Genomic DNA, 14,800 nt, shown 5'->3' on the forward strand with positions numbered 1-14,800 from the left:
GGATTATGACCCAGCGGAGTACGAAGTCCCGGAGCCCCTCGCGCAGCAAGTCACGCGCCTCCGCCCGCAGCCGCGGCGGTGGGGCCCAGGCGCGGCGGACCGAGCGGCGCGCCGTGCCCGGCTTCGTTTGGCTGCTGCTCGGGGGAGTGCTTGGGGCGGTCGCGCTGCTGTTCGTGCAGTACCAGCAAGGTCGGGAGGACGCCGCCCCGGTGGACCCGGCTGCCGAGGTCGAGCCCGAGCCGGAGGAGGCGCCCACGGCGGACGAGGACGAGCGCAGCTACGACTTCTACGAGCTCCTGATGCAGGACGAGGTCACCGTCCCCGAGGAGGACCTGGGCCGGGCCGACGAACGTCGCACCGAAGATGAAGAGGAGGAGGCGATCTCCCGGGCCGCGACCTTCGAGGAGGGGCGCAGCTACCTCCTGCAGGCCGGCTCCTTCCGGCGCCACGACGACGCCGAGAGCATGCGTGCCACCCTGGCCCTGGTGGGCCTGCCGGCGCAGATCCACACCGTTGAGCTGGATGAAGGCGAGGAGTGGCATCGGGTCCGGGTCGGCCCGTTCGACGACAGCGACCGGCTTGAAGAGGCGCGCACGCGCATGGAGGACAACGACATCCAGCCGCTGATGCTGCGGCAGGATGGTTAGTTTTCAGGGTTCAGAGTCCAGATTTCAGGGTTGAGCGGTCTGATGCCGGGGCTCTCGGCGGTGGGTCGGGTGCCCCGTTCTTTTTCCGGAGGAGGGATTTCATGATTGTGTTGCGCAGCATCCTGTTGCTCGCCACCGTTGCGTGCCTGGGCTTTCTCGGCTACACGCTCTACACCGCCGATGTGCTCGCCGACCCGGCCGCGGTGGTCACGGAGCTGGAGGCCCTGATCCTCAGCCCCTGGGTGCAGGTGGTGCTGGCCGCCTACTACCTGGGCGTGCTGTGCTTCCTCGCGGCCATCGTGGTCATCGAGAAGCGGGCGGTTCCGCGCATCGCCTGGGCCGTGGTTGGCCTCCTGCTGACCTATCCGGCGCTGGTCTTCTGGCTGCTGCTGCGCGGCCTGCCGGAGATGGGCGAGCGCAGCAGCCGTCGCCTGCGCACGCTCGGCTGAACGCCGGGGTCGTGGCCCCCGGGGGTAAGCCGCCCGGGGGCCGGCGCTCAGTCGGTGCCCAGGTCGCCCCTGCGCAGCCGATAGAGCGCCGAGATGTCCTCGTCCCCGTGCCCCTGCTCGATCAGGCGGTCGTAGTCGGCCAGGGTCCGCTCGATCAGATCCAGCTCGATGCCCTGGGCGGCCAGCACGTCGCGGACGATGCCCAGATCCTTGCGGTGCAGGGCCAGCCGGAACCCCGGCGGGAAACGGTCCTCGACCATGTTCGGCCCGCGCTGCAGCAGCTGCCAGTTGCTGGCCGCCCCGGCGCCGAGCACCTCGATCACCTGCTGCAGATCGAGCCCCTGTCCCTTGCCGTAGGCCAGGGCCGAGGCCACCCCCTGCATGATGCCGGCGACCATGATCTGATTCACCGCCTTGGTCGCCTGCCCGGCCCCGACCGGTCCCATGGCGTGGGCGGCGCTGCAGATCGGCTCGAGCACCGGGTGGATGCGCTCGAGCACCGCCGTGTCGCCGCCGACCATCATCACCATGGTCCCCTGGCGGGCGCCCTCCGGCCCGCCGGAGACCGGGGCGTCGAGGAACGCCGCACCGCTCGGAGCGATGCGCTCGGCGGCGAGTCGTGCCGTATCCGGCGCCACGGTGGAGGTGTCGACCACTACCTTGCCCGGTTCCAGGGCGTCCACCAAAGCGTCCAGGACCTCCAGCAGGTCGGCGTCGGCGTCGACGCTAATAAAGGTCACGTCCGCCGCGGTGGCCACCGTGGCCGGCTCGTCGGCCAGGGCCACGCCGTGCTCGCCGGCGAAGGCCTCGGCCTTCTCGCGGGTACGGTTCCACACCGCCGCCAGCTGTCCGCTTCGGGCCAGATTGGCCGCCAAGCCGCTGCCCATCGCGCCCAGACCGATGACCCCTGCCTTCATGCCGTTGCCTCCTTGTCCGTGCCCCTGCGCCGCGGCGCTCAGGGGCCTTCCAGATAGGTACCGCCGAGCAGCCCGGCCTCCAGATCGGCCAGGCAGGCGCGGCGGGCCGCGTCATCCAGGTCAGCGGCGGCGATGCGGCGCCGGTAGGCGCCGCTGAGCTCGCGCTCATCAAAGCCCACCGAGCGCAGCACGCCGCCGATGCTGTCGCCGCGGCTGGCCGTCACGAACCGGTGGCCATGCTCGTCCACCTCCACGTTCACGGAGTCGGTGGCGCCGAAGAGGTTGTGCCGGTCGCCGAGGATCTCCTGGTAGGCGCCGACCAGGAAGATGCCCAGCCAGAGGGGCTCGCCGGGCTCCGGCTCGGGCAGCGGGAGGGTGCCCTCTACCCCATCGCCATCCACGTAGAGCGAGACCGTGCCGTCGGAGTCGCAGGTCAGATCCTGGACCACACCGCGCCGGCTGGTTGGCCGGTCCAGCCCGGACAGCGGCACGATGGGAAAGATCTGGTCGATGGCCCAGACGTCGGGGATCGACTGGAATACCGAGAAATTGGCGAACAGCTTGTCGGCGAGCCCCTCGTTGAGGGCGTCGAGCACCTCCCGCTGATGCGGGCGGCCCGGGTTGAGTCGGCCGCGCAGGCGCATGCCGATGGCCTGGTAGCAGCGCTCGGCGTACGCCCGCTGGGGCAGGTCGAGGACGCCGTGGAGGTATAGCCCCCGTGCCTCCTGCAGGTAGTGGCAGGCGTCGTGGTACGCCTCGGTGGCCGGCCGTTGGGCGTGTTCCTCCAAGGTGCGGTAGAGCTCGCGCAGCACCTTGGGGGCGTCCGCCGGGGGTGGCTCCGGGGGGTCGGCCTCGCGGCTGTCGGTATCGATCACCGGCGTGACCAGCACCGCGTGGTGGGCGGTCATGGCGCGGCCGCTCTCGGTGATCAGGGTCGGGTGGGGCAGCCCGGCCTCGTCGCAGGCCGCTTTGAGGGCGGCCACCACGTTGTGGGCGTACTCGGTGATGCTGTAGTTCATCGAGCAGAACGCGCGCGAGCGGGTGCCTTCGTAGTCCACCCCCAGGCCGCCGCCGACATCCACCTTGTTTACCGGTGCCCCCAGGCGGCGCAACTCGGTGTAGAAGCGCGCCCCCTCGGAGAGGCCGGCGCGGATGTCGTGGACATTGGCGATCTGTGAGCCCAGGTGAAAGTGGAGCAACTCCAGGTGCTCAAGGAGCGCGGCCTCGTGCAGCTCCTCCACCACGGCCAGGGCGTCGGCGGCGGTCAGGCCGAACTTGGAACGTTCGCCGCCGGTGTTCTGCCACTTGCCGGCCCCCATGGAGGCCAAGCGCACGCGCAGACCGAGCCGCGGCGCGACGCCGAGCCGGCGCGCCTCGCGGATGATCAGCCGCGCCTCGGAGCGCTTCTCCAGGACCAGGTGGACCTGCAGGCCCAGCTGCAGTCCGCGCAGCGCCAGGCGGACGTACTCCGGATCCTTGTAGCCGTTGCAGATCACCGTGCCTCCGGCGGGCGCCAGTGCCAGTACCGCCATCAGCTCCGGTTTACTGCCGGCCTCCAGCCCGACGCGCTCGCCGTCGCCAACGATCTCCTCGATCACCGAGCGCTGCTGATTGACCTTGACCGGGTAGACGGGCCGGTACGCGCCCCGGTAGCCGGCCTCGGCCATCGCCTCGCCAAAGGCGGCGCAGAGGGCGTCAACGCGGTCGCGCAGGATCGCAGGGAAGCGGATCAGCACCGGCGGTGATACGCCCTGATCGGGCAGGTCGGCGACGATCCGGCGCAGATCAACGGCCGGACCACGCCCGCGGTGGGGGCGGACCTGCAGCCGCCCCGCCGCCGAGATGTCGAAGTACCCCTCGCTCCAGCGCGGGACGTTGTAGACCTCGCGGCCGGGTCGGTTGCTCCAGTCGTCGCTCATCGGTCCGTCTGCGGCTGTGGCGGAGAGACTGCGGCGCAACGCGCCACACTGCCCCGGGGATGGTAACATTCGCGCATCCGCAGCGAGCGGAGCCGAACAACAACCCCACTGGCGGAGGCGCGATGCGCGAGGGATGGTTTACTGAAGCGGTCGAGGACGAGGGCGTGGCCTTCTCCCTGGCCATCGATGACAGGGTCCACGAGGAGCAGAGCGAGTATCAGCACATCGAGGTCTACCGGACCCGGCGTTGGGGGCGGCTGCTGGTCCTCGACGGCTGCGTCATGCTCACCGAGCGCGACGAGTTCCTGTACCACGAGATGATGGCCCACCCGGCGCTCTTCGCCCACCGCGAGCCGCGGCGCGTGGCCATTGTCGGCGGCGGTGACTGCGGCATCCTGCGCGAGGTGCTGCGCCACCCCGGGGTCGAGCACGCCCTGCAGGTGGAGCTCGACGAGCGGGTGACCCGGGTCGCCGAGACCCACTTCCCGGACCTGTGCGTCGCCAACGACGACGAGCGCGCCGAGTTGCGCTTCACCGACGGCCTGCGCTGGATCCGCGAGGCCGAGCCCGAGTCGTTGGATGTGGTCATCGTCGACAGCACCGATCCGGTCGGTCCGGCGGCGGGCCTGTTCACGCGGGAGTTCCTCAGCGACGTGCGCAGCGCCCTGGGGCCCGGGGGGATCGTGGTGCAGCAGAGCGAGTCACCGCTGCTCCACCGCGATTCGGTCATCGCCCCGTTGCACCGCGCCGCCGGCGAGGCCGGCTTCGACGGCGTGCACACGCTGACCTTCCCGGTGCCCAGTTACCCCTCGGGCTGGTGGTCCGCCACGCTGATGGTCAACGGCGGCGACCCGCGCAACTTCCGCGAGGCCGACTCGGAGGAGAAGCCCTTCGAGACTCGCTACTACAATGCCGACATCCACCGGGCCGCCCTGGCGGTGCCGGAACTGCTCAAGTAGGCCCGCCGCCCCTGCGGCAGGCGCCCGGCGGCGGGCGCCTACCGCAGGCGGTCCAGGCGCAGGCGTTCGCGCTCGTCGAACAGCCGCCGGGCGGCGAACCAGACTGCTGCCAGGGTGCCGAAGCCGGTACCGACGGTGATCAGGAACATGATCAGGATCTGGTACTTCACCGCCTCCATCGGTGGTGCCCCGGCCAGGATCTGACCGGTCATCATGCCGGGCAGGCTGACGATCCCCGCCGCCGCCATGGCGTTGATCATCGGGATCATCCCCGAGCGCATGGCGTCGCGGCGGATCTGTTCCACTGCCACGCCCCACGGCTCCCCGAGCGCGAGCCGGGCCTCGATGACGTCGCGCTGCTGCCAAGCGCCGTCGGTCAGTCGGTCCACCGACAGGGCGATGCCGTTCATGGTGTTGCCCAGCAGCATGCCCAGCAGCGGGATAGCGTACTGCGGCTGATACCAGGGCTGCGGCTGCACCAGGGCGATCAGCGCCAGCACCGCCACGCTGAACGAAGACAGGAACATCGCCGCCGTGCCCAGGCCGAACCCCCAGAAACCGGCGAAGCGCCGCTTCTGCCGGGCCATCACCTCATAGCCGGCGACCAGCAGCATGACCACGCCCATCAGCGCCACCCAGTAGAGCGTGGCGTGGGCGAAGAGCGTCTCCAGGACCAGGCCGACGAGCAGTAGCTGGATCACCGTGCGTGCTGCGGCGATCAGCAGTGAGCGCTCCACCCCCAGGCGCCCGGCCCACGAAAACCCGGCCAGGGCCACCACCAGGACGCCGGCGATGACCAGATCCAGCGGTTCGAGGCGGATCAGTTCCTGGGTCACGGCGCCCCCTCCTCGGCGATCCCGTCGCGGATGGTAAAGCGGTGGGCGTCCAGGCGGCGGACCTGCTCCGGGTCGTGGGTGACCCAGACGATGGCCAGCCCGCGCCGGCGCTGCTCACCGATCACCCGCTCCACGGCCTCGGTGGTGGCCGTATCCAGGTTGGCGGTGGGCTCATCGAGGAGCAGCACCCGTGGCTGCAGGGCCACCGCCCGGGCCAGGCCCAGGCGGCTGCGCTCGCCGGTGGACAGCCGCCGCACCGACCACTGCGCCACGTCGGCATCGAAGCCGAGTTCGGCCAGGGTATCGCTCTCCACGGCGGCCAGGTGCTCGCCCACGGTCTCGGCCCACCAGGCGCAGTCGGCGGCCAGGTAGATGACCCGGCGACGCCACGCGTGGCCGGTGTAGGCGTCCCGCGGGCTGCCGTCCAGGTGCACCGCACCGTCATTGGGGTCGAGGTCGGCGATGGCGCGCAGCAGCCGGCTCTTGCCCGAGCCGGAGGGGCCGGCGAGGGCGGCGCAGCCCCCGGCCGGCACCGCAAGCCGTGGCCAGGCCGCCACCGCGCAGCGCAGATCGCGGACCGTCAGGCGTGGCTCGGCAGCCAAGCCGACGCCCTAGAGCGGCAGGCTGGCGCCGATGCCAAAGGAGACATCGGGGCTGGCGTCGTAGAGCCCCAGACCGACGTAGGGGCGCAGGTGGACCTGCTCGACCTGCAGTCCGGCGCCGACAATCAGATCCATGTGGTTGGAACCGGTGGGGTTCTCGTCGCCGCGCAGCTCGAAGTTGAGGTTGGTGCCGGTATCCAGGGGGTGGGCGTAGCCAATGCCCCAGTTGAAAAAGGAATCGTCAACGATGTTGTCGAACTGGTCCTGGATGGTGTAGCCCAACTCGCCGTAGACCAGCCCCGGACCGAGGTCGCGCTGCATGGGTAGGTTTACGTAGAAGTCCAGGCCGTCGTTGGGGTAGGGGGCCACGTCGTCGGCCCCGCCGGCGCGGGCGCCGAGTTCCAGGGCGAAGTGCCGGTTGAGCTGGAGCTTGGCGAAGCCGGTGATCCCCTCCAGGCCGGAATCGTCCGGGGCGCCGTCGTCGTCGTCGGAGTTGCTGACGAAGCTGAAGTAGGCGCCGTACTCGAAGTCGTCGGTGAGCCCGTAGCGGAAGCCCAGCGGGCCCAGGCGCAGGTTGTCGTAGTCGCCGGTGCCGGTGTCGGCGTTCTGGGCAGGTCCGTCGGAAGCCTCGCGCCCGAACTCATAGGCCGCGTGGCCGAAGAGCTCGGTGTTGTCGGTGCCGATTACCGGGACGCTGGAGAGGGTGATCGGCCGGTGGTCGGCGGCGCTGGCGACCGAGGCGCCGGCCACGGCGGCGACGGCGCAGGTCCACGGGATCCACTTGGAATGCATGGTTTTCTCCTCGGAACGGGGACTTGGATGCTGGCACGCAGCGTACAGGATAGCGGTTCCGTCTACCCCCGTAGCAAAGAAAAGCGGGCGCCGAAGCGCCCGCAAGGTCTCCCGTTCGGGAGAGGAGGAGAGGATCGGTTGCCCTATTTGCGCCCGGCGGTGAAGTCCGGGTAGGCCTCCATCCCGCACTCGGTCACGTCCATGCCCTTCTGCTCGTCTTCCTCTTTGGCACGGATGCCCAGGGTGAAGCGCAGGATCAGCCAGACCACCAGGCTGGCCAGGAAGACGAAGGTGAAGATGGACAGGATCCCGGCGATCTGGGCGCCGAAGGTGGCGTCCGGGTTGGAGAGCAGCACCGCCAGAATGCCCCAGATGCCGGCCGTGCCGTGGGCCGAGATCGCGCCCACCGGGTCGTCGATCTTCAGCTTGTCGAGGGCGACGATGGAGAAGACCACCAGGACGCCGCCGACCCCGCCGATGATCGCGGCGAGCAGGGGCGAGGGAGTGTCCGGCCCGGCGGTGATCGAGACCAGACCGGCGATGGCGCCGTTGAGGGCCATGGTCAGGTCGGCCTTGCCAAACAGGGCGCGGGCCAGGAGCAGGGCGGCGACCACACCGCCGGCGGCGGCCAGGTTGGTGTTCATGAAGATCGTCGCCACCGCGTTGGCCGCACCCGCCGACGAGACCGACAGCTCCGAGCCGCCGTTGAACCCGAACCAGCCAAGCCAGAGGATGAAGGTGCCTAGGGTAGCCAGGGGCAGGTTGGCGCCGGGGATGGCCCGCACCTCGCCGCGGGGGCCGTACTTGCCCTTACGCGCACCCAGGACCAGGACACCGGCCAGGGCTGCCGAGGCACCCGCCATGTGGACGATGGCCGAGCCGGCGAAGTCCGAGAACCCCATCTGGTCGAGGAAGCCGCCGCCCCAGCTCCACAGCCCCTGGATCGGGTAGATGAAGCCAGTGAGCACCACGGCGAAGATCAGGAAGGACCAGAGCTTCATCCGCTCGGCCACGGCACCCGAGACGATGGACATGGCCGTGGCCACGAAGACCACCTGGAAGAAGAAGTCCGAGAAGTAGGACTCCGTCGCCTCGCCGCTGCGCGCCATCTCGGCGGTGACCGGCTCGCTGGCAGGCAGCAGGAAGCTGAAGGTGGGCAGCAGACTGCCCGAACTCTCGTACATCAGGTTCCAGCCGATGAGCATGTACATGATCACGGCGATGGAGTAGAGCCCGATGTTCTTGGTCAGGATCTCCGTGGTGTTCTTGGCGCGCACCATCCCGGCCTCGAGCATGGTGAACCCGGCGGCCATCCACATGACCAGTGCGCCCGAGAGCAGGAAGTAGAAAGTATCGAGGGCGTAGGCAAGTTCGACTACGTCTTCCATGGTTCAGGTCCTCTGCGTTGAGTGGGGGCGGGCCGGTTACAGCGCGTCCGTGCCGGTATCGCCGGTGCGGATGCGGATGGCCTGCTCGACGTCGAAGACGAAGATCTTGCCGTCGCCGATCTTGCCGCTGTTCGCGGCCTGGCGGATGGCGTCACAGGCGCGGTCCACTAGACTGTCGTCGATGGCGATCTCCAGCTTCATCTTGGGCAGGAAGTCGACCACGTACTCGGCACCGCGGTAGAGCTCGGTGTGTCCCTTCTGACGCCCGAAGCCCTTCACCTCGGTGACCGTGATACCTTGGACCCCGATGGCGGAGAGCGCTTCGCGGACGTCATCGAGCTTGAAAGGCTTGATGATTGCCGTTACCAATTTCATGAGCGTCGTCCTCGTTGTACGCGTTGTACGGAGCCGCAGCGGCGAGTGGATGCGGCTGCGGTCATCAGGGATGTTGCAGGAGGCGTGCCAGGGCCCCGGGGCGACGGCGAAACCGCGCCACGCCGGGGGGAACAGACCGGCGGCCCGGTGACCCCTGCACCAGTCGGGGGCGAAAATGGCGCCGCTGCACGGTTTCGGTGCGTGACCACAGGGTTGGAAAGGCGATGATCGATCAGAAAACCATCGACGAACTGGCGCAGAAGCTCACGGCAAGCCTGCCGGCCGGCGTGCGCGAGTTCCACGACGAGGTGGAGAAGAACGTCCGCGCCTCGCTGCAGGCCGGCTTCTCGCGGCTGGATCTGGTGACCCGCGAGGAGTTCGACGCCCAGGCCAAGGTTCTGGCACGGACCCGGGCCCAGCTCGAGGAACTCAACCGCCGCGTTGCCGAGCTGGAGAAGGCCCAGGGCGGCGGCCCGGGCGGTCCTGCCGGCGGCAGCGACGGCTAACCGGCGGGGCGGTATGCCCCGCTGACCATCGCGTGTGCCCCACGAACCAGGGAGGGTTCCATGGCACTGGCTGTAACCCGGGCGCGGGCGGCGCTCGGCGTGTCGGCCCCCGAGGTCCGGGTGGAGGTCCACCTGGCGCAGGGGCTGCCTGCGTTCTCACTTGTCGGCCTGCCGCGGGCCGAGGTGCGCGAGGCCCGGGACCGGGTCCGCAGCGCCATCATCAACAGCGGCCTGCAGTTCCCCGTCGGCCGCGTCACCGTCAATCTGGCCCCCGCGGACCTGCCCAAGGGCGGGGGCCGGTTCGATCTAGCCATCGCCGTCGGCGTCCTGGCCGCCTCGGGGCAGGTCCACGGCGAGCTCGATTCGCTGGAGTTCATCGGCGAGCTGGCCCTCGGCGGCGAGCTCCGTGAGGTGGGTGCGACCCTGCCGGCGGCCCGCGCCGCCCGCGACGCCGGCCGGCGGCTGATCATCCCCGCCGGCGACGGCGCCGAGGCCGCCCTGGTCCATCCGCAGGGGGCAATAGCCGCGCAGCGGCTGCTGGCGGTCCTCGACCACCTGGACGGCCGTGATCCACTGCCCCCGGTGGGGTCGGCAGCGGCGGCCGAGCAGCGGCCCCGGGGTCCGGATCTGGCCGAGGTCCGCGGTCAGGCCGGACCGCGCCGGGCGCTGGAGGTGGCCGCCGCCGGCGGCCACAACCTGCTGCTCAGCGGGCCGCCGGGCACCGGCAAGAGCATGCTCGCCGAGCGGTTGCCGGGTTTGCTGCCGCCGCTGCCGGAGGCCGAGGCGCTGGAGGCGGCCGCGGTGCGCTCGGTCAGCGGCGCGGGGGTGGATCCGGCCACCTGGCGGGTGCCGGCCTTTCGCGCTCCGCACCACACCGTCTCCGCCGCCGCCCTGATCGGTGGCGGGCAGCCGCCGCGTCCCGGCGAGGTCTCCCTGGCCCACCGCGGTGTGCTCTTCCTCGACGAATTCCCGGAGCTGCCGCGCAACGCCCTGGAGGCGCTGCGCGAGCCCCTACAGGCCCGGCAGGTGAGTATCGCCCGCAGCAACGCCCGGGTGACCTACCCGGCGGCGTTCCAGCTGGTCGCGGCGATGAACCCCTGCCCCTGCGGCTACCACGGCGATCCGCGCGGGGTGTGTCGCTGTACGCCGGAACAGGTGGCGCGTTATCGCGACCGGATGACCGGCCCCCTGCTGGATCGCTTCGACATCGCCGTGGAGGTGCCGCGGCTCAGTGCCCGGGAACTGACCGCCGCGCCGGCGGCCGAGCCGAGCGGTGTGGTGGCCGAACGGGTGGCTCGGGCCCGTGAGCGGCGGCGGCAGCGCTCCGGGGTGATCGCCGCCGAACTGGCCGGAGAGGCCCTCGAATCGGCCTGCGCACTGGTGCCAGAGGCCGAGGCGACGCTGGAGCGGGCCACCGAGGTTATCGGCCTGTCGCCGCGCGGGCACCACCGCCTGCTGCGGGTGGCGCGGACGCTGGCCGATCTCGACGAGGTCGACCCCATCGAGGGGCGCCACGTGGCCGAGGCGGTCGGGCTGCGGCGGGGGCTGGAGAAGCGTGGCGGGGCGGGGTAACCCGACCGGAGGCGCCGGCCGGCGCCCCCGGGTGCAGGGGGGTGCGGCTAGAAGGAGCGGGACACCATGACCGCGAACTGGTCATCGCTGCCGGATTCGTCCGTATCCGTCCACATGACGCTGAAATCCAGGGTCTGATACGAGTAGCTGGCGCCGACGGCATAGTAGACGTAATCGCCATTATCTTCGTCCGGTTCGACGAAACCGAGCTGGCCGAGAAGCGAAACCCCACCAGGTACCGGGTAAGCGAGATTGAGCTCACCGACGATATCCGGCTCGTCGTTGGAGTAAAGATAGAAATCGTAGTCGAGTTCCCCGATGGACGATGCGATCCCAGCGTAGATCTCTTCGTCGTCTGCATCCCCTTCGGGATAATAGGTATACGCCACCACACCCAGATCAAGGTCGAAGCCCGGGGCGACCTCAAAGCCGTAGCCGGCGTAGAAGTCGATCTCCGTGGTGTCCGCACCTAGCACTACGCTGCTGCCCCAGGTTCCGACGTAGAAGCCGCTCTCGTGGTCCAGGTCGAAGCCACCCTGGACGGCTGGGTCCTCGTCGCTTTCGGAGCCACCGCGAAGGAGGTAGTTGGAGGTGATCGCCACGTTGGAGGAGAGGCTCCAGCCGGCGCCGATCTCCTCGGCCTGGGCGTTGGCGGAGAGGCCGAGGAGCAGGCCGCCGGCGGCGACTAGCGGGAAAGGCTTTTTCATGGTCGGGCACCTTATGCTGTATCCGTGGGTCAGGGGCGGCCACCGCCACGGGCGGCGCGCAGGGTGCTCATGCAGGGGGTGTGCCAGGTCCGGCCGTGCTAGGTGGAACAAGGGGTTAAGCGGGAGGTTGGGTGCCGCGCCCGCGCGCGGCGGCGTGCCTGCACCAGGAGCGCACGGCGCGCGCACCGAAGGGGTGCGCGCGTTGTGCGTGGTTGCAGCCGGGCCCGACCGGCAGGAAGAATAGCCTCTTTTCGAAACGGACGACGCGAGGGGGTAGGAATGCACCAGGTGTTGCTGTCGACGCACGCGCTGGCCGCCGTGGTCAGTCTCGGTCTGTTTATCGCCCGGGGGATCCTGATGTTCCGTGGCTCTGCAGCGCTCGAGAACAAGGTCCTGCGGGTGGCGTCGCAGGTCGCCGACACCGTGCTGCTGCTGACGGCAGTGGTGCTGATGGTGATGATCGCCCAGTACCCCTTCGTCGACGGCTGGCTCACCGTCAAGCTGCTCGGACTGATCGCCTACATCGTCCTCGGGGTGATCGCCCTGCGCCGAGGCCGCACCCGGCAGATCCGCATGGCGGCGTTCATCGGCGGCATCGCCGTCTTCGGCTACCTCTACCTCTACAGCATCACCCGCGAGCCGCTGCTGATCGTCGGCCTGGGCTGATCCGGATGGCCCCGGGCGCTGCTATAGTGTCCGGGGCAGCGAACGGAGCCGGATCATGCGTCTAACCCGACACAGCGACTACGCCCTGCGGGTCCTGCTCGCCCTTGGGGCGGCACAGGGCGAGCTGGTCACCATTGGCGCGATCGCGGAGCGCTTTGACATCTCGCGCAACCACCTGATGAAGGTGGTCAACCGGCTGGCTGCCCACGGCTTCGTGGAGACCGTCCGCGGCAAGCGTGGGGGGATCCGGTTGGCCCGCCCGCCGGAGGCGATCGCCCTGGGTGAGCTGCTGCGGCGCACCGAGGAGGACTTCACCCTGGTGGAGTGCTTCCGGGACGAGGATCAGCGCTGCCGGATCGAGGGCAACTGCGCCGTGCGCGCCGTACTCGACGAGGCGCTGCACGCCTTCCTGGCGGTGCTGGATCGCTACACCCTGGCCGATCTGCTGCACAACCGCGGCGCCCTGGCCGTGGACCTCGATCTGATCGACCGCCGTGCGGCGGAGACCGGCTGAACGCAGCCCGGGGCTGTCGGGTCAAAGACAGGGAAGGGATTGGAGCGGGTGATGGGAATCGAACCCACATCGCCAGCGTGGGAAGCTGGAACTCTACCATTGAGCTACACCCGCTGCGGACAGATGAAATCATAGCGCTGCACGGCGCCGAGGACAACCGGTGCCGCAGTGCCGCAACCGCGTTAGACTATCCGCGATGAGTACAGCAACCAGCATACAGATCCAGGTCAACGGCGAGGGCATGACCCTCCCCGCCGGCGCCAGCTGCGCCGATGTTCTGCAGCGGCTCGGCATCAGCGAGCAGCAGCGTCTGGCGGTGGAGGTTAACGAGACCATCGTCCCCCGCAGCCAGCTCGGTGATCACCAGCTGGCCGATGGCGACCGCGTGGAGGTCATCCAGGCCATCGGCGGCGGCTGACCCGGTTCCCCTCAAAGCACGGAGTTCAAGACAAAGATGGCGGATCGCGATCCCCTGGTCATCGCCGGGCGCGAGTATCACTCGCGCCTGCTGGTCGGTACCGGCAAGTACCGCGACATGGAGCAGGCCCGTGCGGCCATCGAGGCAAGTGGCGCCGAGATCGTCACCATCGCCCTGCGCCGCAGCAACATCGGCCAGAACCCGGACGAGCCCAACCTGCTCGAGGCCGTGCCGCCGGATCGCTACACCATCCTGCCCAACACCGCCGGCTGCTATACGGTGAAGGACGCGGTGCGCACCTGCCGCCTGGCCCGCGAACTGCTCGACGGTCACAACCTGGTCAAGCTGGAGGTGATCGGCGACGAGCGCACCCTCTACCCGGACGTCCCCGGAACCCTCGAGGCCGCCGAGCAGCTGGTGGCCGAGGGCTTCGAGGTCATGGCCTACACCAGCGACGACCCGATCACCGCCAAGCGGCTCGAGGAGATCGGCTGCGTCGCCGTGATGCCCCTGGCCGCGCCGATCGGCTCCGGGCTCGGCATCCAGAACCGCTACAACATCCTGGAGATCGTCGACCGCCTGGAGGTTCCGGTCCTGGTGGACGCCGGCGTGGGCACCGCCTCCGACGTGGCCGTCGCCATGGAACTCGGCTGTGACGCCGTGCTGCTCAACACCGCCATCGCCGGCGCGCGGGATCCGGTGCTCATGGCCTCGGCCATGCGCAAGGGCGTGGAGGCCGGGCGCGAGGCCTACCGCGCCGGCCGTATCCCGAAACGGCGTTACGCTGCCGCGTCGTCGCCTGAGGAAGGGACCTTCTTCGAGTGAGCCAGCTGCGACTGACCCGCACCTTCGTCCGTCGCGAGGGGCGCCTGACGCAGGGGCAGCAGCGCGCGCTGGAGCAGCTGTGGCCGGGCTTCGGCATCGATGTGCCGGAGCAGGGCGTTCTCGACCTCGACGGGCTCTTCGGCCGCACGGCGCCACGGGTCCTGGATATCGGCTTCGGCGACGGCGAGGCCCTGGTGGAGATGGCTGCCGCCGATCCCGGGCGCGACTATCTGGGCGTCGAGGTCCACCGCCCGGGGGTGGGCCACTGCCTGCTTTGCGCCGAGCAAGCGCAAGTGGAGAACCTGCGCGTGGCCACCGTGGACGCCGTGGAGCTGGTCCGCCACCACCTCCCGCCGCGGAGTCTGGCGGCGGTGCACATCTTCTTCCCCGACCCTTGGCCGAAGAAGCGCCACCACAAGCGGCGGATCGTCCAGCCGGCTTTCCTCGATCTGCTGGCCGAGCGGCTGGTACCCGGCGGTACCCTGCATCTGGCCACTGACTGGGCCGACTACGCCGAGTGGATGCTCGATACCGTCGAGCCCGACGAGCGCTTCGAGAACACCTGCGGCCCGCGGGCCTTCATCCCGCCCCCGCCGCCTCGCCCGCAGACCAAGTTCGAGCGGCGCGGTCTGCGCAAGGGGCACCAGGTCCACGACCTGATCTACCGCCTCCGGCCCGCCGACGCCGGATAGGCGGGGGCGGGCGGCG

Annotated in this window: 18 protein-coding genes and 1 tRNA gene; 10 read left to right on the forward strand and 9 right to left on the reverse strand. The window is 69.8% G+C overall.

Translation table 11 applies throughout. From position 1 onward, the window contains the following. Positions 1 to 5: 5 nt before the first annotated feature. Complete coding sequence (locus LRG07_RS08775; RefSeq protein ID WP_201170281.1) at positions 6 to 647, forward strand: SPOR domain-containing protein; 642 nt, start codon at positions 6 to 8, stop codon at positions 645 to 647. A 101-nt stretch (positions 648 to 748) separates the two neighbouring features. Next, a complete protein-coding gene (locus tag LRG07_RS08780) occupies positions 749 to 1,096 on the forward strand; it encodes a hypothetical protein (protein WP_201170283.1) in 348 nt (115 codons plus the stop codon). A 47-nt stretch (positions 1,097 to 1,143) separates the two neighbouring features. Here the strand turns inward: LRG07_RS08780 and LRG07_RS08785 are convergent, their stop codons facing one another. Beyond that, positions 1,144 to 2,013 carry an NAD(P)-dependent oxidoreductase gene (locus tag LRG07_RS08785; protein ID WP_201170285.1) on the reverse strand — a complete coding sequence of 290 codons (870 nt, stop codon included), beginning with the start codon at positions 2,011 to 2,013 and terminating at the stop codon, positions 1,144 to 1,146. 38 nt (positions 2,014 to 2,051) lie between these two features. Next, a complete protein-coding gene (speA, locus tag LRG07_RS08790; RefSeq protein WP_238633389.1) occupies positions 2,052 to 3,932 on the reverse strand; it encodes a biosynthetic arginine decarboxylase in 1,881 nt (626 codons plus the stop codon). 122 nt (positions 3,933 to 4,054) lie between these two features. Between speA and speE the strand changes: the two genes are divergently transcribed. Beyond that, on the forward strand, positions 4,055 to 4,891 hold the full coding sequence (gene speE, locus LRG07_RS08795) for a polyamine aminopropyltransferase (protein WP_238633390.1): 837 nt from the start codon (positions 4,055 to 4,057) through the stop codon (positions 4,889 to 4,891). Positions 4,892 to 4,929: 38 nt separating this feature from the next. On the opposite strand, the gene fetB is transcribed toward speE, so the two are convergent. The 5 genes from fetB to LRG07_RS08820 all read right to left on the reverse strand — a co-directional run bounded on the left by fetB (position 4,930) and on the right by LRG07_RS08820 (position 8,884). Beyond that, positions 4,930 to 5,727, reverse strand: a complete 798-nt coding sequence (gene fetB / locus LRG07_RS08800) for an iron export ABC transporter permease subunit FetB (RefSeq protein WP_201170290.1) — start codon at positions 5,725 to 5,727, stop codon at positions 4,930 to 4,932. Continuing rightward, positions 5,724 to 6,329 carry an ATP-binding cassette domain-containing protein gene (locus LRG07_RS08805; protein ID WP_238635045.1) on the reverse strand — a complete coding sequence of 202 codons (606 nt, stop codon included), beginning with the start codon at positions 6,327 to 6,329 and terminating at the stop codon, positions 5,724 to 5,726. The genes fetB and LRG07_RS08805 overlap by 4 nt, the downstream gene beginning before the upstream one ends. Positions 6,330 to 6,338: 9 nt before the next feature. Continuing rightward, positions 6,339 to 7,121 carry a hypothetical protein gene (locus tag LRG07_RS08810; RefSeq protein ID WP_238642156.1) on the reverse strand — a complete coding sequence of 261 codons (783 nt, stop codon included), beginning with the start codon at positions 7,119 to 7,121 and terminating at the stop codon, positions 6,339 to 6,341. A 143-nt stretch (positions 7,122 to 7,264) separates the two neighbouring features. Next, on the reverse strand, positions 7,265 to 8,509 hold the full coding sequence (locus LRG07_RS08815) for an ammonium transporter (RefSeq protein WP_201170296.1): 1,245 nt from the start codon (positions 8,507 to 8,509) through the stop codon (positions 7,265 to 7,267). A gap of 36 nt (positions 8,510 to 8,545) precedes the next feature. Continuing rightward, positions 8,546 to 8,884, reverse strand: coding sequence for a P-II family nitrogen regulator (locus LRG07_RS08820; protein WP_201170298.1), 339 nt, complete (start codon positions 8,882 to 8,884; stop codon positions 8,546 to 8,548). 224 nt (positions 8,885 to 9,108) lie between these two features. Between LRG07_RS08820 and LRG07_RS08825 the strand changes: the two genes are divergently transcribed. Then, complete coding sequence (locus LRG07_RS08825; protein WP_201170300.1) at positions 9,109 to 9,390, forward strand: accessory factor UbiK family protein; 282 nt, start codon at positions 9,109 to 9,111, stop codon at positions 9,388 to 9,390. A gap of 60 nt (positions 9,391 to 9,450) precedes the next feature. Then, positions 9,451 to 10,962: a YifB family Mg chelatase-like AAA ATPase gene (locus LRG07_RS08830; protein WP_238642157.1), complete on the forward strand. Its 1,512-nt coding sequence runs from the start codon at positions 9,451 to 9,453 to the stop codon at positions 10,960 to 10,962. A gap of 47 nt (positions 10,963 to 11,009) precedes the next feature. Here the strand turns inward: LRG07_RS08830 and LRG07_RS08835 are convergent, their stop codons facing one another. Then, positions 11,010 to 11,669: a TorF family putative porin gene (locus LRG07_RS08835; protein WP_201242686.1), complete on the reverse strand. Its 660-nt coding sequence runs from the start codon at positions 11,667 to 11,669 to the stop codon at positions 11,010 to 11,012. Positions 11,670 to 11,948: 279 nt separating this feature from the next. On the opposite strand from LRG07_RS08835, the gene LRG07_RS08840 reads away from it, so the two are divergent. Together LRG07_RS08840 and LRG07_RS08845 are read left to right on the forward strand one after the other, a co-directional pair. Next, entirely contained in the window at positions 11,949 to 12,335 is a 387-nt protein-coding gene (locus LRG07_RS08840) for a SirB2 family protein (protein WP_238642158.1), read from the forward strand. Positions 12,336 to 12,390: 55 nt separating this feature from the next. After that, on the forward strand, positions 12,391 to 12,849 hold the full coding sequence (locus LRG07_RS08845) for an Rrf2 family transcriptional regulator (RefSeq protein WP_201173565.1): 459 nt from the start codon (positions 12,391 to 12,393) through the stop codon (positions 12,847 to 12,849). 40 nt (positions 12,850 to 12,889) lie between these two features. Here the strand turns inward: LRG07_RS08845 and LRG07_RS08850 are convergent. Beyond that, positions 12,890 to 12,963: transfer RNA gene (locus tag LRG07_RS08850), tRNA-Gly, on the reverse strand. A 100-nt stretch (positions 12,964 to 13,063) separates the two neighbouring features. Here LRG07_RS08850 and thiS point away from each other — a divergent pair. Genes thiS through trmB form a run of 3 tightly spaced genes read left to right on the forward strand, consistent with a single transcriptional unit; the run spans position 13,064 to position 14,784 of the window. After that, the gene (gene thiS / locus LRG07_RS08855; protein ID WP_201173574.1) at positions 13,064 to 13,267 is read left to right on the forward strand and encodes a sulfur carrier protein ThiS; all 204 of its coding nucleotides are present in this window, start codon (positions 13,064 to 13,066) and stop codon (positions 13,265 to 13,267) included. 36 nt (positions 13,268 to 13,303) lie between these two features. After that, positions 13,304 to 14,092 carry a thiazole synthase gene (locus tag LRG07_RS08860; protein ID WP_201173561.1) on the forward strand — a complete coding sequence of 263 codons (789 nt, stop codon included), beginning with the start codon at positions 13,304 to 13,306 and terminating at the stop codon, positions 14,090 to 14,092. Continuing rightward, a complete protein-coding gene (trmB, locus tag LRG07_RS08865; RefSeq protein WP_201242683.1) occupies positions 14,089 to 14,784 on the forward strand; it encodes a tRNA (guanosine(46)-N7)-methyltransferase TrmB in 696 nt (231 codons plus the stop codon). The genes LRG07_RS08860 and trmB overlap by 4 nt, the downstream gene beginning before the upstream one ends. Positions 14,785 to 14,800: the final 16 nt, after the last annotated feature.

This window comes from Halorhodospira sp. 9622 (assembly GCF_022228025.1).
In the GTDB taxonomy this organism is placed as follows: Bacteria; Pseudomonadota; Gammaproteobacteria; order Nitrococcales; family Halorhodospiraceae; genus Halorhodospira; species Halorhodospira halophila_A.